The sequence below is a fragment of the Halobium salinum genome (genome assembly GCF_026586625.1).
GTDB lineage: Archaea > Halobacteriota > Halobacteria > Halobacteriales > Haloferacaceae > Halobium > Halobium salinum.
The window spans coordinates 1,540,635-1,560,802 of sequence record NZ_JAODIW010000006.1 but is presented as its reverse complement, the minus strand read 5'-3'; the positions used below and the strand labels follow the sequence as shown (position 1 = coordinate 1,560,802).

The window sequence follows — 20,168 nt, the reverse complement described above, 5'->3', positions numbered from 1 at the left end:
CATGAGCGAATCCGAACAGGAAGGCGGCGACAAGTGGGGCATCGCCCACGTCCACGCATCGTTCAACAACACCCTCATCACGGTCACCGACCAGACCGGCGCGGAGACCATCGCGAAGTCCTCCGGCGGGACGGTCGTCAAGCAGAACCGCGACGAGGCGTCGCCGTACGCCGCCATGCAGATGGCGGAGACGGTGGCGGAGGAGGTCAAGGCCGCCGGCATCGAGGGGCTGCACGTCCGCGTGCGCGGCCCCGGCGGCAACCTCACGAAGTCCCCCGGCCCCGGCGCGCAGGCGACTATCCGCGCGCTGGCCCGAGCGGGCCTCGAAATCGGGCGCATCGAGGACGTGACGCCGATCCCGCACGACGGGACGCGAGCGCCCAAGAACAAGCGAGTCTGATATGACCAACGAATTCGACGTCGAGATCATCGAACGCGACGACCGCTCCGCCCTGTTCGTCGTGCGCGGGCTCACCCCCGCGTTCGCGAACGGTATCCGGCGGGCGATGGTCGCCGACGTGCCGACGTTCTCGATTGACACCGTCCGGTTCGTCGAGAACTCCTCGGTGATGTTCGACGAGATGATCGGGCTGCGGCTCGGTCTCGTGCCGCTGACGACGCCGCTCGACGACTTCGAGGTCGGCGAGACGGTGACGCTGGCACTCGACGTCGAGGGGCCGGCCACCGCCTACTCCGGCGACATCGAGACGTCGGTGCCGGAGGTCGTCCCCGCCGACGAGAACATCCCCATCATCGAACTCAAAGAGAACCAGCGCCTCGAGTTCGAGGCGGACGCGGTTCTCGAGTCGGGCAAGGTCCACGCTAAACAGCAGGGCGGCGTGGCCGTCGGCTACCGACACCTCCAGCGAATCGAGGTCGTCGGCGACGCCCCCGAGTTCGACGAGCAGGAACCGAACATCCTCCGTGGCGTCATCGAGACGGAGGACGGCGAACTCGTCGTGACCGACGAGTTCGACAACGACCTCACCCAGCGATACCCCGGGAAGGAGGTCGAGGTCGTCGACGTGCCCGACACGTTCGTCTTCGACGTGGAGACGGACGGGTCGTTCACCGTCGACGAACTGGTGCTGCGCGCCATCGAGTCCATCGACGCGCGCGCGGCGGAACTGGAAGAGAAGGTCTCGGTCTGACTGATTCACCATGCACGCTCCCACGCGAACCACCACGACACGACCGCTCGCCCCCGCGCGAGCCGCGGCGCCCGGCGACGAGGCTTCGACGCCTCGCGCGCCCGGCGTCGGGGCGCTCGGGACGGCCCCCTCCGCCGCGACGACGCGGCGGGACGAGGTCGCTCGCGGCGGTCGTATCGAAACTGGTTTGAAGGGGCGTGCGGTATGGCGAAACGCGAGCAGGGATAGCCAAGTCAGGCCAACGGCGCAGCGTTCAGGGCGCTGTCTCGTAGGAGTCCGCAGGTTCAAATCCTGCTCCCTGCACTCTACTACGTTCAGTCGTAACCGATACGACGGACACGTCGCCTGTCGGCGACGGTCCGTGGAGGATACGACCGAACGCATCACCTTCCGAACCCCACCCCGACAGCGGAGCGCCCGCTTTCCGGCGGGCTTCGGAACTAGGAGGCAAATTCATGAGTAGCAACAAGACGAACCCGAGACTCCAGAGTCTCATCGCCGAGCTGAAGTCGGCGTCGCGCGGGTCCGACGTGAACGTCTGGTCCGACATCGCGACGCGACTCGAAAAGCCCCGGCGCACCCACGCGGAGGTCAACCTGGGCCGCATCGAGCGGTACGCCCAGGAGGACGAGACCGTGGTCGTCCCCGGCAAGGTGCTGGGCAGCGGTGTGCTGCAGAAGAACGTCACCGTCGCGGCCGTGGACTTCTCGTCCACCGCCAAGAAGAAAATCGACCAGGTCGGTGACGCCGTGGAGCTCGAACAGGCACTCGAACAGAACCCCGAAGGGTCGAACGTGCGGGTGATTCGATGAGCGCGAACGCCGCCGAGTTCGACGCGGACGTCGTCGTCGACGCCCGCGACTGCATCATGGGCCGCGTCGCCAGCGAGGTCGCCCAGCGCGCCCTCGCCGGCGAGACGGTCGCCGTGGTCAACGCCGAGCGCGCCGTCATCACCGGCTCCGAAGAGGACATCATGGGCGTCTACCGCAAGCGCCGCGACCTCGGGTCGGACTCCGGTCCGTACTACCCGAAGCGCCCCGACGGCATCTTCAAGCGCGCCATCCGCGGGATGGTGCCGTACAAGACCGACGAGGGCCGCGAGGCCTTCGAGAACGTCCGCGTCTACCTCGGCAACCCCTACGAGGGTGCCGACGACGCGGAGGCGGAGGTGCTCGAGGAGACCTCCATCGACCGACTGTCGACCATCAAGTTCGTCTCCCTCGGGGAGATCAGCGAGAACCTGGGTGCTAACGTCACATGGTAACGAACACGTCCGGTAAGAAGAAGACCGCCGTCGCCCGCGCCACCGTGCGCGACGGGAGCGGCAAGATTCGAGTCAACTCCCAGCCCGTCGAGCTGGTCGAGCCGGAGCTGTCCCGCCTGAAGATGCTGGAGCCGTTCCGCATCGCCGGTGAGGACCTCCGCGGCCAGGTCGACATCGAAGTCACCACCAACGGCGGCGGGTTCGCCGGGCAGGCAGACGCCGCCCGAACGGCCCTCGCCCGCGGGCTGGTGCAGCATCTCAACGACGCCGAACTCCGCGACGCGTTCATGGAGTTCGACCGGTCGCTGCTGGTCAACGACGTGCGTCAGTCCGAACCGAAGAAGTGGGGCGGACCCGGCGCGCGCGCCCGCTACCAGAAGTCCTACCGCTGAGGTGACCACGCCATGATGATACCCGTCCGGTGTTTCACGTGTGGAACCGTCGTCGGCGAGCACTGGGAGGAGTTCAAGGCTCGCGCCAAGGAGGGTGACGAGGACCCTGCCGAAGTGCTCGACGAGCTCGGCGTGAACCGCCACTGCTGCCGGCGGATGATGGTGAGTCACACCGACCTCGTGGACGTCGTCTCCCCCTACCAGTAACCATGAGCGCCCAACGCTACAACCGATACGAGAAGGCCCGCATCCTCGGTGCACGAGCGCTGCAGGTGTCCTACGGGGCACCCGTGCTCGTCGACACCGAGCAGTCCGAGCCGATACTCATCGCCGCGGAGGAGTACGACGCCGGCGTCCTCCCCTTCACGGTCAGGCGGGGTGAAGCGTGACGCTGATTACGTCGGTTCGGCTGCGTCGCGTGCTCGACTCGCGCGGGAACCCGACGGTCGAGGCCGACGTCCTCACCGAGTCGGGCGGCTTCGGCCGCGCGGCGGCGCCCTCCGGGGCGTCGACCGGCGAGTACGAGGCCATCGAACTGCCGCCGGGCGAGGCCATCGCCAACGCCCGGAAGCGCGCGGTGCCGCGCCTCGTCGACGAGGTGTACGCCGGCGACCAGCGCGCGGTCGACGCCGCGCTCCACGCGGCCGACGGCACCGACGACTTCTCCGACATCGGCGCCAACTCCGCCGTCGCCATCTCGATGGCGGCCGCGAAGGCCGGCGCAGACGTGCTCGGCGCGCCGCTGTACCAGCATCTCGGCGGCGCCTTCCGCGGCGACAACTTCCCGGTACCGCTCGGGAACGTCGTCGGCGGCGGCGAGCACGCGAAGGAGGCGACGTACATCCAGGAGTTCCTCTCGGCCCCCGTCGGCGCCCCGAGCGTCGAGGAGGCCGTCTTCGCCAACGCGCAGGTCCACGCCGCGGTCGGCGACGTGCTCGACGAGCGCGGCGTCCCCGCGGCGAAGGGTGACGAGGGCGCGTGGGCGCCCGCCATCGACGACAGCGAGGCGTTCGAGGTCGTCGAGGAGGCCGTCTCCCGCGTCGCGGACGACCGCGGCTTCGACATCAAGTTCGGTCTCGACGTCGCCGCGACGGAGCTGTACGACGCCGACGACGAGGTGTACCGCTACGGCGACGAGGAGCGCACGCCCGAGGAGCAGGTCGAGTACATGGCCGAACTGGTCGACGAGTACGACCTCGCGTACGTCGAGGACCCCCTCGACGAGAACGACTACGCGGGCACCGCCGACCTCACCGAGAAGGTCGGCGACCGCACGCTGATCTGCGGGGACGACCTGTTCGTCACCAACGTCGAGCGCCTGCAGACGGGTATCGACGAGGGTGCTGGGAACAGCATCCTCATCAAGCCGAACCAGATCGGCACCCTCAGCGACGCCTTCGACGCGGTGGAACTCGCGACGAAACACGGCTACGACGCCGTCATCTCCCACCGCTCGGGCGAGACCGAGGACACGACCATCGCACACCTCGCTGTCGCGACCGACGCGCCGTTCATCAAGACCGGCGCGGTCGCCGGCGAGCGAACCGCCAAGCTGAACGAACTCATCCGCATCGCGGAGGACGCTGTATGAGCAACAACGACAACGAGACACTGGAGACCGCCGAAGAGGAGGTCGACGCCGAGGCCGACGAACAGGCCGGGGCGGACCCGAGCGTCGACCCCGACGTGTCGGACGCGGACCTGCCCGAGGAGGGCGAGGTCGACGCCGACGCAGACGGCGACGTAGAAGCGACCGACTCGGCCGCCGCGGAGGCCGCCGAGGACGAAGAAGCCGAGGAGGCCACTGGGCCGATGTTCGACGAGGACGTCATGCCCGACGACGAGGCCGACCTCCTCATCCCCGTCGAGGACTACCTGCAGGCCGGTGCCCACATCGGCACCCAGCAGAAGACCAAGGACATGGAGCGGTTCATCCACCGCGTCCGTGACGACGGTCTGTACGTCCTCGACGTGAGCCAGACCGACCAGCGCATCCGCACGGCCGCGGACTTCCTCGGGAACTACGATCCCGAGCAGGTGCTCGTCACCTCCTCGCGCCAGTACGGTCGGTTCCCGGCGAAGAAGTTCGCCGACGCCATCGGCGCGCGCGCCCGCACCGGGCGCTTCATCCCGGGGACGCTGACGAACCCGCAGTACGCCGGCTACATCGAGCCGGACGTCGTAGTCGTCACCGACCCCATCGGCGACGCCCAGGCCGTCAAGGAAGCCATCACGGTCGGCATCCCGGTCATCGCGATGTGTGACTCCAACAACCAGACGAGCAACGTCGACCTCGTCGTCCCGACGAACAACAAGGGTCGACGTGCCCTGTCGGTCGTCTACTGGCTGCTCGCCAACGAGACGCTCGACCGCCGCGGCGCCGAGCCCGGCTACGCCCTCGAAGACTTCGAAGAGGGCATCTGAGGCGACCGTCGACTTCCGGTCGAAGAACGGTTTCGGATTTTCGTTTTCGCAGTCCCCAACTGTCGACGACTCGCTCCGTACTCGGCGAGCGCCAGCCGTCGACGACATGGAAAACGAGAGACGAGAACGGCGCGTCGTGTCCGGTCGGTCAGTTCCCGCCCGTCGACGACGCCCACCACGCGTGGCGTTTCCCGTCCGGCCGTGCTTCCCCGTAGAGGACGCGGAACTGCTCGACGGTGACGTCCTCGGGGAGGAGGAACATCATGTCGCCCTCGTGGCTCTCGCCGGCGTCGACCTTGCCGCCGACGTACTTCGCCGTCGGGCTCTTGTTGCGTCCCGGGTGGTAGACGATATCGCCGACGACGCCCCCGAAGTTCGACGTCAGCGGGAGTCGTACCGTCCGGTCGGCCGTGTTGCTGGCCCGGGTGTGGACGACCATCCACTGCTTGCCCTCGCCGGCCTCGACGGTCTGCTCCGCGCCGTCCTGTTCCCAGCGGTACTCCTGAATGGCCTCCGGTTCGGACAGCGTCACGTCCACCCGGGGGAGCGAGAGCGTCTCGCCGAACGAGAGGCGCTGGGCCCCCGACGGCGTGGTGCCGAGTGTCTTCGTCGGCTGGCCCCCGAGCTTCGCGTCGCCGCTGTCCTCCGGGTTGGTCCCCGCACAGCCAGCGAGACCGGTCGCCGCGAGTGCCGCGGTCGCGAGGTAGCTCCGTCTGTCCATCATCGGTCCAGGTACTCCCTGATTCCGAACCCGGTCTGTACGGCGATACCGAGCGCCAGCGGCCCGAGGTTCCAGAGGTTGGACTTGACGAACGCCGCGTCGAGGACGATCGGCTCCTTGACGACCGGCCACAGCGGCTTGACCGGCGGGGCGATGTCCGGACTCGTCAGCACGTCGCCGACGAGGTGGGCCATCATGCCGACGAACAGCGCCACCGCCACGAAGGCGTACACCCGCAGCGACGAGGGGGTCGTCCCGTCGCGGACCGCGAGGTACGCGCCCGTCACGACCGCGCCGATGACCAGCGCGGACGCGAGGAGGAAGAACACGCCGTGTGTCAGCCCGTGGTGTTCGATGAACAGGTACTTCACCAGTACGAGGTCGACGTCGGGGTACATTCCCATCGAGGCCGCCAGTCCGGCGAACGCGAAGTTGGTCTTCAGTCCGTGGAAGACCAACCACGCCGGAGCGGCGAACAGGAGCGCCAGCCCGATGTGGCCCGGTGATTGCATACCGTCGCGTTCTCCCGACCGGGGTAAAAGGCTTTTAGCGGATTTGACGTCCCGACGGCCGACCGCCGAAGCTATCACCCGTCACCGACCTACCGATAGTCGATACGCACCACGATGACCGACACACGCCGTGCCCTCCTCGACGCACTCGCCGCCGGCCCCGTCGCCGGCCCGTCTCTCGCCGACCGCCTCGGCGTCTCGCGGGCCGCCGTCTGGAAGCAGGTCGACGCCCTCCGAGAGGCCGGATTCGGCATCGACTCCGGCCCCGACGGCTACGTCGTCACCGACGTTCCGGCGTACAACGCCCCCGCGGTCGAGTTCGGCCTCGACGCGCCGTACACCGTGGAGTACCACGGCTCGGTCGGGAGCACGAACGACCGGGCGCGGGAGCTGGCGGGCGACGGCGCCGAGAACGTCGCCGTCGTCGCCGACGAACAGACCGGTGGACGCGGTCGGTTGCGGCGCGCATGGAGCGCCCCGGCGGGCGGGGTCTGGGTGTCGCTCGTCCTCCGACCGGACTGCCCGGCGGCACACGCCCCGTTGTACACGCTGGCGGCGGCGGTGGCGACCACCCGCGCCTGCCGGGAGGCCGGCGTCGACGCGTCGATAAAGTGGCCCAACGACGTGCTGATTTCCGACGCCGACGAGGACCGGGGCGGCCGCAAGCTCGCCGGCATCCTCACCGAGATGGAGGGGGAGGCGGACCGCGTCTCGTGGCTCGTCGTCGGCGTCGGCGTCAACGCCAACATCGACGCCGACGCCCTCCCCGAGGGTGCGACGAGTCTCCGGGCCGAACTCGGCCGCGACGTGGACCGCCGCGCGTTCGTCCAGCGCCTCTTGGAGACGTTCCACGAGGTGAGCGCCGACCGTGAGCGGGTGCTCGACGCCTGGCGCGAGCACGCCGCGACGCTCGGCCAGCGCGTCCGGGTCGACACCCCCGGCGGCGTCGTCGAAGGGACGGCGGTCGACGTGCGCTCCCCCGGTGCGCTCGTCGTCGACACCGACGACGGCGAAGTCGTCGTCCACGCCGGGGACTGTGAACATCTGCGGCCGGCCTGAACCCGGCCGCGACTCCGGAGCCGTCGCTCTCGACAGTGGCGGCCCGCCGGGCGCGCGGGTTCAGACCACGCTCTCGCCGGGATGCTCGTCGGCGAGGTCGAGGTCACCCTCGAAGTCGGCGTCGGCGCCGGCCTCCGCGGACGCCTCGGCGGGCGTACCTCCCTCGCCGTCTTCCCCGTCGACGTGGACGGTCATCACGGGTACGCGCGACGCCCGGACCACCTTCTCGGCGACGCTCCCCAACAGCAGGCGGTCGATGCCGCCGCGGCCGTGGGTTCCCATCACGACGAGGTCGCAGTCCTCGCTCTCGGCGAAGCGGACGATTTCGCGGTGCGGCGCGCCCTCGAGGACGCGCCCCGACGCCTCGACGCCACAGTCGCGCGCGCGACGCTCGACCGCCTCGACGGCGGCCTCGGCGTCCGACCGGAGCAGTTCGTCGACCCCCTCCCACGAGGACTCCATCGGGAGCCCGGCGAGCCCGCCGCTGTTCACGACGTACACCGCCTCGACGACCGCGTCGTGGGCGGCCGCCAGCCCGATGGCGTGGTCGACGGCGCGGCCGACACCCGTCGAGCCGTCCGTCGGAACCAGGATTCGGTCGTACATGTGCTATCTACCCACACGCTTGTCGTCGATAGATAATAGTTCTTCGTGCAGGATTCGAGGAGCGGGTAGCCGTATCCGGGTACACAGTACCGGCATCGAAGGTATCGAGCTACCAGTCCACGGAAGCCCCACCCGGGGTAGTTGTTCGGCCGGTCGTCGTCACCTCCACGACCGGTGGGGCGTTCAGGGAGGGCAGGGATTCACAGCAGCCGTCTTACGGGGACGCCGCGAGTCCGGATTCAGCGGTACACGCGTTCCACGTCGGCGTGGCCCGCCCGCCGGACGACCGCGCGGACGAGGTCCTGGGCGCCCGCGAGGTTGTCGGAGTCGCCGTCGAGGACGAGCAGGTTCGCGTCGCGGCCCGGTTCGACGGAGCCGCAGTTCAGCCCCGCCAGTTCGGCGCCGTTCAGGGTGGCCATCCGGAGCACCTCGGCGGCGCTCGTGTCGGTCAGCTTGGCCGTGAACTCCATCTCGCGGAACATCGACGGGGAGTTGAGCATCACGTTGTCCGTGCCGAGCGCGACGGTCGTGCGGTCCAGTAGGTCGCGGAGTGGCGGGACGCCGACGCCGGTGACGAGGTTCGACCGCGGGCAGACGACGACCGGGAACCCTTCCGACTCGATGCGGTCCAGATGGCCTGGCTCGGGGTGGACGACGTGGACGAGGAACTCGGGGTCGAGGTCCATCGCCGGGGTCAGGTCGTCCGGGTCGCGCTCGCCCGCGTGGATGCCGAACGTCTTGTTCGCCGCCCGCGTCGCCTCGCGTACCGCGTCGAAGTCCCCGTCTCGAGCGCCGCTGGCGCCGAACCCGTTCGCGGCGTGCATCGCGTCTTCCGTCTCGCGGCCGAGCACGACGCCGTCGAGACCGAGACCGGCCATCGCCTCCTCGATGCGGTCGACGCCCTCGACGCCGCCCTCGCGGAACTCGACGAAGCCGGTCGTCCCGCCGGCGAGCATGTATCGGAGGGAGCGCCGCATCGCCCCGACCATCTCCTCGCGGTCGGCGGCGCGGAGCAGTCGGTGCTTGAGCCCGTCCGGCGGCGCGACGAGTTCGTCGAGGCTCATCTCCCGACTTCCGGCCTCCTTCGCGATGGAGTCGCCGAGGTGGGTGTGGGCGTTGACGAACGTCGGGAGCACTACCGAAGTGGGGTCGACGGAGTCGTCCGCCTCGACCGCCTCGATTCGGCCCTCGTCGCCGACGACGACGCGTCCGACCGTCGGCTCGAAGTCGGGACCGACGAGTATCGTCCCCTCGACCGCTCCGGCCTCCGCGGCGGCGACGACGTGCTCGGGGGTATCGGTGCCGTCGCGGGTCGCCCCGCGGGCGTCGCTCTCGGTGTGTCGGTCGGCCTCGGCGGGTTCGTCGTTCATTCTCGCACCCCCGTCTCGAACTCGTCGAGGGTCGTTCGCATTCCGGTGCGAACGTCGCTGACGAGCGCGCCGCTCAGGTCGAGACCGAGGGCGTCGACGGCTTCCTTTCCGACCCTGTCCGCCACGTCCGCCGGGGCGTACACGCCGAGGCGCCACTGGTTCTCCTGAGCGGTGCGCAGGGCGCCGACGAGCGGTGACTGCCGGCCCAACCGGCGAATCTCGCCGTTGACCATCACCCGGGAGGTGGACTCCGTCATCGACGGCTCCGGCGGTACGTCGACCACGACGGCCTCCTCGTCGACGCCGGCCTCGGCGGCGACCTCGCGTTCGACCTCGCGGAGTTCGTCGTGGGGGAGGTCACGCACGCCGTCGGGCACGTCGGCGTACTCGGCCCAGACGCCGCGCTTGAACAGGTCGCGCTCGTCGAGCCGGCGCGCGAGTTCGGCGGTGTCGGGCGTGGCCCGGAGCGCGACGAGCAGGTCCGCGTCGTCCATTCTTCGCAACTGTTCGGCGGTGATGTCCGGCTGGTCGAGCAGGAGTTCGGAGGCGCGCCGGAGCATCGCCTTGCTGATGCGGGCGACGTGGTGCTGGTAGACGGTCGGGTTCATCAGCGCCCGGGCGAGGAGGAGCGACTCGGCGGTCTGGACGTTCCCCTCGTCGAGGACGAGTTCGCCTTCGACGAACCGCAGTTCGCGGACCAGGCGCTCGTGGTCGATGGTGCCGTAGGGGACGCCGGTGTGGTGGGCGTCGCGGACGAGGTAGTCCATCCGGTCGACGTCCAGTTCGCCCGAGACGAGCTGGCCGTACTGGCCCTCGCCGGCGACGAGCCCGGCCACTTCGGCCGGGTCGAGGTCGTGGTCGCGGAGCACGTCGCCGACGGCGCCCCGCGCGAGTAGCTCCTCGACGTCGTCGTGGTACTTCCCCGTGTGGCGATGGGTGAGGGACTCGACGTTGTGGCTGTAGGGGCCGTGACCCACGTCGTGGAGGACCGTCGCGGCGCGGACGCGCTCGGCGCGGGGTCCCTCCACGCCGAGGTGAGAGAGCGCCCGGTTCGCGAGGTGGTAGACGCCGAGGGAGTGCTCGAAACGGGTGTGGTTCGCGGAGGGGTAGACGAGCTGCACCGTCCCGAGCTGCTTGATGTGGCGGAGCCGCTGCACCTCCGGCGTGTCGAGGAGGGCCGCGGCGACGCCCTCGACCTCGATGTGGTCGTGGACGCTGTCCTTGATGGTGCTCATGGCCCCGGGTTCGGCCCGATTCGGTTTAAACGGTCGTACGTAGCTCCGAGGAGCGGTTCGAAGCCAGCGGCTCCGTCCTACGTCCCGTCCGACTCGCCGGCAGGGTGCGAATCGACCGCCCCTCCCTCCGTCCCCGTCTCCGCCTCGCCCCCGACCGCCAACTCCCACAGCGTCGCGTACCGCCCGCCCCGGTCGAGTAGGGCCCCGTGAGAACCGCACTCGGCGACCGCCCCGTCGTCGAGCACGACGATACGGTCCGCCTCGCGCACCGTGGAGAGTCGGTGGGCGACGACGAGTGTCGTCCGGTCGGCCGCGAGGTCGGCGAGGTTCTCCTGGAGCAGGCGCTCGGTCTCGCTGTCGACGTGGCTCGTCGCCTCGTCGAGGACGAGCACCGGCGGTTCGTCGACGACCGCCCGGGCGACGGCGAGTCGCTGGCGCTGGCCGCCCGAGAGTTTCACGCCGCGTTCGCCGACGCGCGTGTCGTACCCGTCGGGCAGGTCGCGGACGAACTCGTGGGCGCCGGCCAGCCGTGCGGCGGCCTCGACCCGGTCTGCGGGCACGTCGCCGGGCGCCGTCCCCGAGGCGCCGTACGCGACGTTGTATCGGACCGACCCGTCGAACAGGAACGACTCCTGGTCGACGTAGCCGACGGCCGCCCGGAGCCGTCGGACCGGGAGGTCCCGAACGTCGCGGCCGTCGACGGTCACCCGCCCGGTGTCTGCCTCGCGGAGCCGCAGGAGCAGGTCGACCAGCGTGGACTTCCCGGCACCGGTCGCGCCGACGACGCCGACCGTCTCCCCGAGTTCGACGACGAGGTCGACTCCGTCGAGTGCCGGGCGGTCGCTCCCCGGGTACGCGAACGTCGCGCCCTCGAAGGCGACGCGTCCGCCGTCGACGGCCGGTCGTCGTGACGACCCACTTTCCTCGTCGGACGACCGCTCCGGGTCGACGCCGGCGGTCAGCCCGTCGATGCGCTTCGCGGACGCCTTCGCGGAGGTGTACCCGTCGACGACGCCGGTCAGGTTCCTCAGCGGGAGCGTGAGCCGTTCCAAGTAGAAGAGGAACGGGACGAGTTCGCCCGCGGTCAGCGTCCCTGAGAATCCGGGCGGCGGCCCCTCGACGACCCAGTACGTCCCGAGCGCGAGCGTCAGGAGGAGCCACCCCCCGACGACGAGTCGGTTGACCGGCTCCTGTCGGAGCGCCGCCCGACGGCTCTCGTACCGCGAGCGAAAGAGGTCGCGGGAGGCGTCGGCGGCGCGGTCGCGCTCGAACGCCTCGGCGCCGAAGGACGTGACCACGTCGGTCCCGGAGAGCGTCGTTTCGAGGCGAGCGTTGAGCGTCCCGCGGCGCTCCCGGACGGCGTCTTGCAGGGGCTCCAGCCGACGCGAGAACCAGACGTTGAACCCGGCGACGAGCGGCGCCGCGAGCAGCACCACCAGCGCGAGTTGGGCGTTCAGGGCACCCATGTACGCGACGGCGCTGCCGAGCGTGACGGCTATCCAGATGCCGGCGCCGGCGATGGTGCTGAAGAAGCTGTCCAGCCGGTTCACGTCGTCGTTGAGGGCGCCGATTACGTCGCCGGTGCGCGCCCGGTCGAAGAACGCCGGCTCCCGGCGCTGCACGTCGTCGAAGACGGACACTCGAAGCTCGTGGAGGAACCGCTGGGTGAACAGTCCGGAGGCGTACTCGTCGACGAACCCGCCGAGGTTCGTGAGGACGTTGAGCGCGACGAGCAGCCCGGTGACGAACAGGAGCAACGGAATCGGCTCCGTCGGCACCCACGCCGCCGGCAGCCCCGGCACCGCGAACGGCTCGCCGTTGAACAGGGCGTCGATGCCCAGCCCGATGAGGTACACGTCGGCGAAGCTCAGAAACGTCGAGAGGGCGCCGGCGACGGACGCGGCGACGAAGTACCGTCGGTTGCCGCGGCCGTAGCGTCGAAACAGCGCGAGGAGCGGCCGGTCGGCCTCGGCCCGCTCGGCGAGCATGGCGTCGCTCATCGGCCAGCCTCCCGGGCGTCGTCAGTGTCTCTCGGCGCCGTTTTCTCGCCCCCGCCCCCGTCCGCGGCGGTGACGGCGCCGATCTGGGTCCGCCAGAGCCGAGCGTAGGTGCCGCCGGTCGCGACGAGGTCCTCGTGGCACCCGTCTTCGACCAGTCGGCCGTCCTCGACGACGAGAATCCGGTCGGCGTCGCGGACGGTCGACAGCCGGTGGGCGACCGCGAAGACGGTTCGGTCGCCGGCCATCGCCCGCAGGCAGCGGCGAATCTCGGCGCCGGTCTCGTTGTCGACGTGGCTCGTCGCCTCGTCGAGGACGAGAATCGGCGGGTCGACGAACAGCGCCCGCGCGAGGGCGAGTCGCTGGCGCTGGCCGCCCGAGAGCGACGCACCTCGCTCGCCGACCTCTGTGTCGTACCCGTCGGGCAGGGTGCGGACGAACTCGTCCGCACCCGCGAGCCGCGCGGCGTCGACGACCGCCTCGCGGTCGGGGTCGGCCTCGGCGTACGCGACGTTCTCGGCGACGGTCCCCGGGAAGAGAAACGGGTCCTGACTCACGTAGCCGACCCCCCGTCTGAGACTCGACAGCGTCACCGCGGACACGTCCCGACCGTCGATTCGGACCGTCCCCGCGTCGGGGTCGTACAGCCGGAACAGCAGCTTCAGCAGCGTCGACTTCCCGGCGCCGGTCGGGCCGACGACGCCGACGAACGCGCCGCCGTCGACCGAGAGGGAGACGTCGTCGATTGCCGGGGTGTCGGCCCCCGAGTACGCGAAGGAGACGCCGTCGTACTCGACGGCGCCCGCCTCGACAGCGAGGTCCGGGGCGTCGGGCCGCTCGTCGATGCGCTGGTCGCTCCGGAGAAGGGAGACGACGCGCCGACTCGACGCCGCCGCGCTCTCGTAGCGGTCGATCACGTCGACCGCGAGCCGGCGGGTCGGGTCGAGCACGGCGAAGCTGAAGAGGATGAACGTCAGGAGCGTCCCCGGCGTGAGCGGCTCGGAGAACCACAGGGGCGGGCCGGCGAGAATCCAGTAGCTCCCGAGCGCGAAGAGTCCCCAGATGCCGACGGCGGCGAGCGGCCAGGAGACGCGGTTGTAGACGGCCCGGAGGCGGAGGGCCGACCACTTCGCGTCCCGGTAGTCGGCCGACGCCGCGGCGACGCGCTCGCGCTCGGTAGCCTCACGGGTGAACGCCTTCACCGTCCGGATTCCCCCGACGGCGCCGGCGAGGCGGACGTTCACGGCGCCGACGCTCCCTCGGACGGCGTCGTAGCGCGGTTCGAGCAGCCGCGCGTACACTCGGCCGGTCGCGGCGATGAGCGCGGGGAGCGCCGCGAGGAGGAGCGCGAGTTCGTGGTGTAGCAGGAGCATGAAGGCGAACGCGGTGACGATTTCGCCCCCGTAGCGGACGCCGTCGCGGGTGCCGACGAACAGCGCCCGGAGGTTCGAGGCGTCGTCGACGAGCGTGCCGAGCACGTCGGCGTCCTCGCTCCCGTCGTGGAAGGCCGTCGACAGAGAGAGCGCGGCGTCGACTGCGGCGACGCGAATCTCGTGGAGTGCGCGCAGGCTCGCCTCGGCGTACCGGAGGCCGCCGTACCACTTCGCCGCGCTCTCGCCGACGACCGCGACCGCGAGAACGGCGAGCAGCAGCGCCGTCCGCCCACCTGTGGTCTCCGGCGTCAAATCGGCCGGGAGCAACGGGAGGGCGAACGGCCGGGCGTCGAGGAGCAGGGCGTCGAGCGCGACGCCGACGACGAACGCCGGCACCCGCTGGAGGGTGAGCCCGAGCAAGAGGAGGACGAGTCCGCCGAGGAACGCTCCCGAGCGCCGAGCGACGAAGCGACGGACGAGATACCGGACCGATGATGTCGACTCCTGCATCGTGACTGTCGTGTTCGACTCGCCGGTCGCTGGCCCGTTAAGCGTAATCCGCAGTCGATTACTGTTGGCAAAGTTACAACATCGGCGTCCACCGAAACCGACATGCCGGGCCGTGACAAGCCACGACGCATGAGCGACGGCGATCTCGACGACGACGGGTCCGATACCAGTGCCGACGGCGACGGCCGGGCCGACGGCGGCGACGGGGCCGACGGCGACAGCGACTTCGGCGGCGGTGACTCCTGTGCTGACACCATCACCGACGCCGACACCATCACCGACACCGGCACCATCACCGACGCCGACACCATCACCGACATCGACACAGAGCCGTCCGCGACCGTCGAGCGACGGTCGCCCGACGAGGCGTTCTCGCTGCTCGCGAGCGACCTCCGAATCGACGTGCTGCGCGCGCTCGGAGAGGAGCCGAACGACTCGCTCTCGTTCTCGGCGTTGTTCGACCGCGTCGCCATCACCGACAGCGGGAACTTCAACTACCACCTCGGGAAGCTGCTCGGGACGTTCGTCCGGAAGGACGACGGCGGCGACTACGAACTGACGCTGGCCGGCAAGCGGGTCGTCGGGGCGATGTACGCCGGGTCGTACACGGCGGCGGCGTCGGTCGACCCCATCCCGGTCGACTGGGACTGCACGCTCTGTGGCGGCGAGATGGTCGTCGAGTACGCCGAGGAACGGGCGACGTTCCGCTGTACGGGCTGTGACGCCGGCGCCAAGTTCTCCTTCCCGCCGGGAACCGTCGACCAGTTCGACCGCGAGGAGCTTCCGGAGGCCTTCTCGCGCTGGTACCACCGCCTCGCGACGCGCATCGCCGACGGGTTCTGTTCGTTCTGCGCCGGCCGCCTCGAGGGGGAACTCGTCCGACTCCCCGGGGGGACGGAGGCCGACCCGAAGCCGTCACAGGCGGCGTTCGTCTGCGACCGCTGCGGGAACGAGGCTCGACTGAGCGGGACGGGGCTCGCGACGACACACCCGGTCGTGCGGGGGTTCCTCGCCGAACACGGGTTCGACGTGGCCGCCCGCCACCCCTCGCAGATTTGGGCCGAGTTGGACGCCTTCGACACGGCGATTCTCGACGAGGAGCCGCCGCGACTCGAGGTGCGGTTCGTCGACGAGGGGGAGGCCGTGCTGGCGGTAATCGAACCGGACGCGACGGTGACGTCGGTCGAGCGTCGGTCGGTCGACGACCGCGAGTGTTGACGCCGAGGCGTGCTACGGAGTCGCCCGCACGCCCAGCACGTCGAGTGCCGCCCCGCGCACGTCGTCGACGACCGGCTCCGGCGCGTACACGCCGAGTCGCCACCCCGCCCGTTCGGTCGCCCGGAGCGCCCCGACGAGTTCGGAGGCGTCCTCCAGCCGACGGACGACGCCGTCGACGACGACGTGGGTGTTCGACTCCTTGATGCCCGGGCGAGACGGTGCGTCGACGATTACCTCGTGGTCGTCGACGCCGGCCGCCTCGGCGATATCACGCTCGGCGGCGCGCTGGTCGTCGTAGGAGAGGTCGGCGAGCGCGGCGTCGACCTCGTCGAGCCCCGCCCAGACGGCGCGCTTGTAGAGGTCGCGGCGCTCGATTCGCGCGCCGAGGTCGGGGACGTGCTCGCGGAGGGCGACGAGCAGGCCGTGGTCGGCCATCCGGGCGAACTCGTCGACTTCGGGGCCCGACTCGTGGGCGAGCAGGCGTTCGGACGCCCGGTCCAGCATCGCGCCGGCGATGCGGGAGACGTGGTGACGGTAGACGGTGCCGTTCATCAGCGCACGGGCGAGCAGGAGCGCCTCGGCGGTCCAGACGTTCCCCTCGGCGAGGGCGAGTTGGCCGTCCCGCAGGCGGAGTTCGCGGATGAGGCGCTCGTGGTCGATGGTGCCGTAGGGGACGCCGGTGTGGTGGGCGTCCCGGACGAGGTAGTCCATCCGGTCCACGTCGAGTTCGCCGGAGACGAGGCCGCCGAGGTCGCCCTCGCCGCGGACCAGCGCGGCGACGCGGTCGGGGTCGAGGCCGTGGTCCTCCAGGACCGTCCCCGCCTCGGTGGCGGGGAGCAGGTCGGCGATGTCGTCGTGGTGGCGGCCCGTGTGGCGCATGATGACGCGCTCGGTCTGGTGGCCGTAGGGGCCGTGGCCCACGTCGTGGAGCAGGGCGGCGGCGCGGACGTGAGCCGCCGTGTCGTCGTCGACGGCGAGGTGTGAGAGCGCGCGGTCGGCGAGGTGGTAGACGCCGAGGGAGTGTTCGAAGCGCGTGTGGGAGGCGGAGGGGTAGACGAGCCGGACCGTGGAGAGCTGTTTGATGTGGCGCAGCCGCTGGAACGCGGGGGTGTCGAGCAGGTCGGCCGCGACGGGGTCGAGCGTGATGTGGTCGTGGACGCTGTCCTTGATCGCTTTCATCGTTCTGTGGGCCTCTCGGGGTACGAGTTGGTTCGTCGGTGGGTGGGGTCGGCGTATGGGTGTTTCGTCTGTGGTCCGTGGTATCGGTGGTTGGTGGTGGAGTTCGTGTAGGGTCCGTGTCGGAGGCTTCCGAAAGCCCCCGGTGGCTGGACTCGCGCGCCTCGCTGTGCTCCTCGCTCGCTCCGCTCGTTGCGGTGCTTGCTTCGTCGTGCTTCGTCCAGTCACCGGCCCCTTTCGAAGCCCCACCCGACTGCACCGCAGCCACGTCCTCCCCAGCCGATTCGCTCGGTCGCTGACGCTCCCTCTCTCATCCACCGGAAGACTCCGCCGCGGACGGAGGTCCCGGCGAGCGGAGCGAGCGGGAAGCAGCGAGAGCAGCAGGCTCTCGCCAGCCAAGCACCGAAGGAGCGACCGGAGGGAGCGACGAGGAGCACAGCGAGTCAGACGACCCGAGGGAGCGACGGCTTTGCTGGGTCATCATCCCAATAATACTTGCCTCACATAACCCTCGGCATCTACTAGCTCCTCTAACTCGTAGCAAACGAACTCACACCCGTAACAAGCGTTATACGGCGCCGACTCCCAGAATCGGTAATGGACCTCTATCGCAGCGTCCGGGCGGTGACGAACGCCTCCGGCACGGGGTTCGTCGACTGGGCCGCCGTCGCGGAGGCCGCGAAAGCCTCGACGCCGCCGGGCGACCTCACCCTCACCCAGGAGGAGCGAACGGGGTACGCCACAGACGTGCGCGACGCCCGCCGCGAGGTGCGCCGCGTCGCCGAGGTGGAGTTCGACCTCCCCGACACCGTCGAGGTGCAGAACCGTCACCACTGGATAGACGCCAACGTCGCCACCTTCGAGCGCGTCATGCGCCCCATCGAGGAGAAGGGCGGCTCCTTCTTCCCCGGCGTCGCCCGCGTCGTCAACACCGGGACGATGGCGTTCATGCTCTCCTTCCTCGGGAAGAACGTCCTCGGACAGTACGACCCGCTTCTCCTAGCCGAGGGCGACCCCGACCACTCGCTGTACTTCGTCCGTCCGAACATCCAGAAGGTCGCGGCGATGCTCGACGTGGACTACCCGCGGTTCCGGCGCTGGATCGCCTTCCACGAGGTGACCCACGCCGCCGAGTTCGGCGCCGCGCCGTGGCTCTCCGGCTACCTCGAACAGCGCATGGAGGAGGGCGTCGACACCCTCGCCGAGGGCGGATTCGACCGCCACTCGTTCCAGGAACTCGACACCGCCATGACCGCCGTCGAGGGGTACGCGGAACTCCTGATGGACCGCGCCTTCGACGACGACTACGAGGACCTCCGCCGGAAGCTCGACGAACGCCGCCAAGGCGGCGGCCCGCTCGCCCGCCTCGTCCGGCGCGCGCTGGGCCTCGGGCTGAAACGCCGGCAGTACGAACGCGGCGCCGCCTTCTTCGAGGCCGTCGCCGACGCCCGCGGGGTGGCCGCCGCCTCGAAGGTGTGGGAGCGCCCGGAGAACCTCCCGACCGACGACGAACTCGACCACCCCGAGCAGTGGATGCGCCGGGTGGTCTGAGCGGGAGACGAGTCGGAACCGACCTCTACCTCACCTCACCTCACTCGTCGAGCGGCGGCGCCGTCTCCGGCGGGACGCGCGGGTCGGCCATCCGCTCGAAGGCGTGTGCGAGCGACAGCAGGGTCGACTCGCGGTAGGGCTTGCCGAGGAGTTCGACGCCGACCGGAAGCCCGTCGTCCGTCAGCCCCGCCGGAACCGACACCGCACAGAGGCCCGCCTGCGAGGCGACGACGGTGTTCGTCGGGAACGTCAGCGTGTCCAACTCGCCGGCTTCGATGGACTCGGCGGTCGGCGGCACCACCTGGGCGTCCGGACAGAGGAGGACGTCGAGGTCGTGCGCGGCGTAGACGTTCAGCACCGCCCGCTGGAACGCGGGCTGAGCGGCGACGGCCTCCCAGTACCCCGGGTCGTCCGTCGGGTCCTCGGGACCGTTTTCGGCGATGCCGACGAGGAGGTCGAGCACCTCGTGGTACTGCCCGGAGTCGTACAACTCCTCGACGGAGTCGACGGGGGCGTCGTCACGGGCGGCGAAGAACGCGTTCAGGTCGCGTTTGGACTGGAGGATGTATAGCGAGGTCGCCTCCAGGTGGACGTCGAGGTCCGGAATCGACACCGGGTCGACCACCTCCGCGCCCGCCTCGGCCATCGTCTCGATCGCCTCGTCGACCAGGCGCGTGACCGGCCCGCTCTCCGGGTCGTCGGCGTCGCCGAACGCGTCGCGGAGGACGCCGATGCGGGCACCCGACAGCGCGTCGGGGTCGAGCGAGTCGACGTAGCGCCCGGCGTCCTCGGTGAGTGCGGCGACGGCCGTGTACTCGTCGTCGGCGTCGTAGCCGACCGTCACGTCGAGCACCTGCGCCAGCTCCTTCGCAGTACGCGCCATCGGCCCCGGCGTGTCCTGGGAGACGACGAGCGGCGACATCCCGGTCCGACTGAGGAGCCCGGGCGTCACCCGGATGCCGAACAGGTTGTTGTACGCCGAGGGCAGGCGGATGGAGCCGCCGGTGTCCTCCCCGATGCCGACGAGACCGAGGTTGGCGGCGACCCCGGCGCCCGTCCCGCTGGAGGAGCCGCCGGGGTCGCGGGCGAGGTCGTAGGGGTTCTTCGTGCGCCCCGTAATCGAGGAGTAGCCGAACCAGGAGGTCGCCCAGTCGGGCAGGTTGGTCTTGGCGAGGACGACCGCGCCGGCGTCTTCCAGCCGGTCTATCAGCGTCGCGTTCTCGGCGGGGTGGTAGTCGGCGAACGCCTCGGACCCGAACGTGGTCCGCACGTCGGCCGTCTCGACCTGGTCCTTCACGAGAAACGGGACGCCGTGGAGCGGGCCGACGAACCCGTCCGCCTCGAACGCGGCGTCCAACTCGTCTGCGCGGGCCGTCGCGCGGTCGTTGACGGTGACTATCGCGTTGAGCGCCGGTCCGTCCCCGTCGTACGCCTCGATACGGTCGAGGTAGCGCTCGACGAGTTCGCGGCAGGTCAACTCGCCCGACTCGTAGGCGGCGTGCACGTCGTCGATGGTGGCCTCTGTCACGTCGAACATGGGAAACTCCGTAGGCGCCAATCCGCGGAGGCGGGGATAACTGTTCGTGCGACTCGTTCTCGCGCGTTGATG

21 protein-coding genes and 1 tRNA gene are annotated in these 20,168 nt (G+C 70.1%); 13 read left to right on the top strand and 9 right to left on the bottom strand.

From position 1 onward, the window contains the following. Position 1: 1 nt before the first annotated feature. The 10 genes from N5095_RS11220 (at position 2) to rpsB (ending at position 5,231) form a co-directional block, all read left to right on the top strand. Entirely contained in the window at positions 2–400 is a 399-nt protein-coding gene (locus N5095_RS11220; protein ID WP_267622927.1) for a 30S ribosomal protein S11, read from the top strand. Position 401: 1 nt separating this feature from the next. Continuing rightward, positions 402–1,151: a DNA-directed RNA polymerase subunit D gene (locus N5095_RS11215; protein WP_267622926.1), complete on the top strand. Its 750-nt coding sequence runs from the start codon at positions 402–404 to the stop codon at positions 1,149–1,151. Between the two features lie 218 nt (positions 1,152–1,369). After that, positions 1,370–1,454: transfer RNA gene (locus N5095_RS11210), tRNA-Leu, on the top strand. A gap of 152 nt (positions 1,455–1,606) precedes the next feature. Then, on the top strand, positions 1,607–1,963 hold the full coding sequence (locus N5095_RS11205) for a 50S ribosomal protein L18e (protein ID WP_267622925.1): 357 nt from the start codon (positions 1,607–1,609) through the stop codon (positions 1,961–1,963). Further along, complete coding sequence (locus N5095_RS11200; protein ID WP_267622924.1) at positions 1,960–2,415, top strand: 50S ribosomal protein L13; 456 nt, start codon at positions 1,960–1,962, stop codon at positions 2,413–2,415. Before N5095_RS11205 ends, N5095_RS11200 begins: the two co-directional genes overlap by 4 nt. Continuing rightward, positions 2,409–2,807 carry a 30S ribosomal protein S9 gene (locus N5095_RS11195; RefSeq protein ID WP_267622923.1) on the top strand — a complete coding sequence of 133 codons (399 nt, stop codon included), beginning with the start codon at positions 2,409–2,411 and terminating at the stop codon, positions 2,805–2,807. The genes N5095_RS11200 and N5095_RS11195 overlap by 7 nt, the downstream gene beginning before the upstream one ends. 12 nt (positions 2,808–2,819) lie before the next feature. Beyond that, a complete protein-coding gene (locus N5095_RS11190) occupies positions 2,820–3,014 on the top strand; it encodes a DNA-directed RNA polymerase subunit N (RefSeq protein ID WP_267622922.1) in 195 nt (64 codons plus the stop codon). Positions 3,015–3,016: 2 nt separating this feature from the next. Further along, positions 3,017–3,196: a DNA-directed RNA polymerase subunit K gene (locus N5095_RS11185; RefSeq protein WP_267622921.1), complete on the top strand. Its 180-nt coding sequence runs from the start codon at positions 3,017–3,019 to the stop codon at positions 3,194–3,196. Continuing rightward, positions 3,193–4,398 (top strand): phosphopyruvate hydratase, encoded by a 1,206-nt coding sequence (gene eno, locus N5095_RS11180; protein ID WP_267622920.1) that lies wholly within the window; start codon positions 3,193–3,195, stop codon positions 4,396–4,398. The genes N5095_RS11185 and eno overlap by 4 nt, the downstream gene beginning before the upstream one ends. Next, a complete protein-coding gene (gene rpsB / locus N5095_RS11175) occupies positions 4,395–5,231 on the top strand; it encodes a 30S ribosomal protein S2 (RefSeq protein ID WP_267622919.1) in 837 nt (278 codons plus the stop codon). Before eno ends, rpsB begins: the two co-directional genes overlap by 4 nt. Before the next feature lie 148 nt (positions 5,232–5,379). On the opposite strand, the gene N5095_RS11170 is transcribed toward rpsB, so the two are convergent. Together N5095_RS11170 and N5095_RS11165 are read right to left on the bottom strand one after the other, a co-directional pair. After that, the gene (locus N5095_RS11170) at positions 5,380–5,955 is read right to left on the bottom strand and encodes a hypothetical protein (RefSeq protein ID WP_267622918.1); all 576 of its coding nucleotides are present in this window, start codon (positions 5,953–5,955) and stop codon (positions 5,380–5,382) included. Then, complete coding sequence (locus tag N5095_RS11165) at positions 5,952–6,464, bottom strand: metal-dependent hydrolase (protein ID WP_267622917.1); 513 nt, start codon at positions 6,462–6,464, stop codon at positions 5,952–5,954. Before N5095_RS11165 ends, N5095_RS11170 begins: the two co-directional genes overlap by 4 nt. 114 nt (positions 6,465–6,578) lie before the next feature. Between N5095_RS11165 and N5095_RS11160 the strand changes: the two genes are divergently transcribed. Further along, entirely contained in the window at positions 6,579–7,523 is a 945-nt protein-coding gene (locus N5095_RS11160) for a biotin--[acetyl-CoA-carboxylase] ligase (protein ID WP_267622916.1), read from the top strand. Positions 7,524–7,583: 60 nt separating this feature from the next. Here N5095_RS11160 and N5095_RS11155 read toward each other — a convergent pair whose 3' ends face one another. The 5 genes from N5095_RS11155 to N5095_RS11135 all read right to left on the bottom strand — a co-directional run bounded on the left by N5095_RS11155 (position 7,584) and on the right by N5095_RS11135 (position 14,614). After that, the gene (locus N5095_RS11155; protein WP_267622915.1) at positions 7,584–8,129 is read right to left on the bottom strand and encodes a universal stress protein; all 546 of its coding nucleotides are present in this window, start codon (positions 8,127–8,129) and stop codon (positions 7,584–7,586) included. A 239-nt stretch (positions 8,130–8,368) separates the two neighbouring features. Continuing rightward, positions 8,369–9,499, bottom strand: a complete 1,131-nt coding sequence (locus tag N5095_RS11150) for an amidohydrolase family protein (RefSeq protein ID WP_267622914.1) — start codon at positions 9,497–9,499, stop codon at positions 8,369–8,371. Continuing rightward, positions 9,496–10,734 (bottom strand): HD domain-containing protein, encoded by a 1,239-nt coding sequence (locus N5095_RS11145; RefSeq protein WP_267622913.1) that lies wholly within the window; start codon positions 10,732–10,734, stop codon positions 9,496–9,498. The genes N5095_RS11150 and N5095_RS11145 overlap by 4 nt, the downstream gene beginning before the upstream one ends. Positions 10,735–10,811: 77 nt before the next feature. Continuing rightward, positions 10,812–12,734: an ABC transporter ATP-binding protein gene (locus N5095_RS11140; RefSeq protein WP_267622912.1), complete on the bottom strand. Its 1,923-nt coding sequence runs from the start codon at positions 12,732–12,734 to the stop codon at positions 10,812–10,814. Next, positions 12,731–14,614: an ABC transporter ATP-binding protein gene (locus tag N5095_RS11135; protein WP_267622911.1), complete on the bottom strand. Its 1,884-nt coding sequence runs from the start codon at positions 14,612–14,614 to the stop codon at positions 12,731–12,733. Before N5095_RS11135 ends, N5095_RS11140 begins: the two co-directional genes overlap by 4 nt. Positions 14,615–14,743: 129 nt before the next feature. On the opposite strand from N5095_RS11135, the gene N5095_RS11130 reads away from it, so the two are divergent. Further along, complete coding sequence (locus N5095_RS11130; RefSeq protein ID WP_267622910.1) at positions 14,744–15,832, top strand: winged helix-turn-helix domain-containing protein; 1,089 nt, start codon at positions 14,744–14,746, stop codon at positions 15,830–15,832. A 12-nt stretch (positions 15,833–15,844) separates the two neighbouring features. Here N5095_RS11130 and N5095_RS11125 read toward each other — a convergent pair whose 3' ends face one another. Further along, a complete protein-coding gene (locus N5095_RS11125) occupies positions 15,845–17,011 on the bottom strand; it encodes an HD domain-containing protein (RefSeq protein WP_267622909.1) in 1,167 nt (388 codons plus the stop codon). A 594-nt stretch (positions 17,012–17,605) separates the two neighbouring features. On the opposite strand from N5095_RS11125, the gene N5095_RS11120 reads away from it, so the two are divergent. Further along, positions 17,606–18,559 (top strand): zinc-dependent metalloprotease, encoded by a 954-nt coding sequence (locus N5095_RS11120; protein WP_267622908.1) that lies wholly within the window; start codon positions 17,606–17,608, stop codon positions 18,557–18,559. 40 nt (positions 18,560–18,599) lie between these two features. Here the strand turns inward: N5095_RS11120 and N5095_RS11115 are convergent, their stop codons facing one another. Then, a complete protein-coding gene (locus N5095_RS11115) occupies positions 18,600–20,096 on the bottom strand; it encodes an amidase (protein WP_267622907.1) in 1,497 nt (498 codons plus the stop codon). Positions 20,097–20,168 lie beyond the last annotated feature (72 nt).

What these genes read in the sequence shown, in the direction of transcription:
- N5095_RS11160 (WP_267622916.1), top strand. Translation starts at nt 6,579, where the DNA reads ATGACCGACACACGCCGTGCCCTCCTCGACGCACTCGCCGCCGGCCCC.
- N5095_RS11205 (WP_267622925.1), top strand. Translation starts at nt 1,607, where the DNA reads ATGAGTAGCAACAAGACGAACCCGAGACTCCAGAGTCTCATCGCCGAG.
- N5095_RS11140 (WP_267622912.1), bottom strand. Translation starts at nt 12,734, where the DNA reads ATGAGCGACGCCATGCTCGCCGAGCGGGCCGAGGCCGACCGGCCGCTC.
- N5095_RS11130 (WP_267622910.1), top strand. Translation starts at nt 14,744, where the DNA reads ATGAGCGACGGCGATCTCGACGACGACGGGTCCGATACCAGTGCCGAC.
- N5095_RS11165 (WP_267622917.1), bottom strand. Translation starts at nt 6,464, where the DNA reads ATGCAATCACCGGGCCACATCGGGCTGGCGCTCCTGTTCGCCGCTCCG.
- N5095_RS11125 (WP_267622909.1), bottom strand. Translation starts at nt 17,011, where the DNA reads ATGAAAGCGATCAAGGACAGCGTCCACGACCACATCACGCTCGACCCC.
- N5095_RS11170 (WP_267622918.1), bottom strand. Translation starts at nt 5,955, where the DNA reads ATGATGGACAGACGGAGCTACCTCGCGACCGCGGCACTCGCGGCGACC.
- N5095_RS11150 (WP_267622914.1), bottom strand. Translation starts at nt 9,499, where the DNA reads ATGAACGACGAACCCGCCGAGGCCGACCGACACACCGAGAGCGACGCC.
- rpsB (WP_267622919.1), top strand. Translation starts at nt 4,395, where the DNA reads ATGAGCAACAACGACAACGAGACACTGGAGACCGCCGAAGAGGAGGTC.
- N5095_RS11220 (WP_267622927.1), top strand. Translation starts at nt 2, where the DNA reads ATGAGCGAATCCGAACAGGAAGGCGGCGACAAGTGGGGCATCGCCCAC.
- N5095_RS11185 (WP_267622921.1), top strand. Translation starts at nt 3,017, where the DNA reads ATGAGCGCCCAACGCTACAACCGATACGAGAAGGCCCGCATCCTCGGT.
- N5095_RS11155 (WP_267622915.1), bottom strand. Translation starts at nt 8,129, where the DNA reads ATGTACGACCGAATCCTGGTTCCGACGGACGGCTCGACGGGTGTCGGC.
- N5095_RS11190 (WP_267622922.1), top strand. Translation starts at nt 2,820, where the DNA reads ATGATGATACCCGTCCGGTGTTTCACGTGTGGAACCGTCGTCGGCGAG.
- N5095_RS11145 (WP_267622913.1), bottom strand. Translation starts at nt 10,734, where the DNA reads ATGAGCACCATCAAGGACAGCGTCCACGACCACATCGAGGTCGAGGGC.
- N5095_RS11215 (WP_267622926.1), top strand. Translation starts at nt 402, where the DNA reads ATGACCAACGAATTCGACGTCGAGATCATCGAACGCGACGACCGCTCC.
- N5095_RS11195 (WP_267622923.1), top strand. Translation starts at nt 2,409, where the DNA reads ATGGTAACGAACACGTCCGGTAAGAAGAAGACCGCCGTCGCCCGCGCC.
- N5095_RS11135 (WP_267622911.1), bottom strand. Translation starts at nt 14,614, where the DNA reads ATGCAGGAGTCGACATCATCGGTCCGGTATCTCGTCCGTCGCTTCGTC.
- N5095_RS11120 (WP_267622908.1), top strand. Translation starts at nt 17,606, where the DNA reads ATGGACCTCTATCGCAGCGTCCGGGCGGTGACGAACGCCTCCGGCACG.
- N5095_RS11200 (WP_267622924.1), top strand. Translation starts at nt 1,960, where the DNA reads ATGAGCGCGAACGCCGCCGAGTTCGACGCGGACGTCGTCGTCGACGCC.
- N5095_RS11115 (WP_267622907.1), bottom strand. Translation starts at nt 20,096, where the DNA reads ATGTTCGACGTGACAGAGGCCACCATCGACGACGTGCACGCCGCCTAC.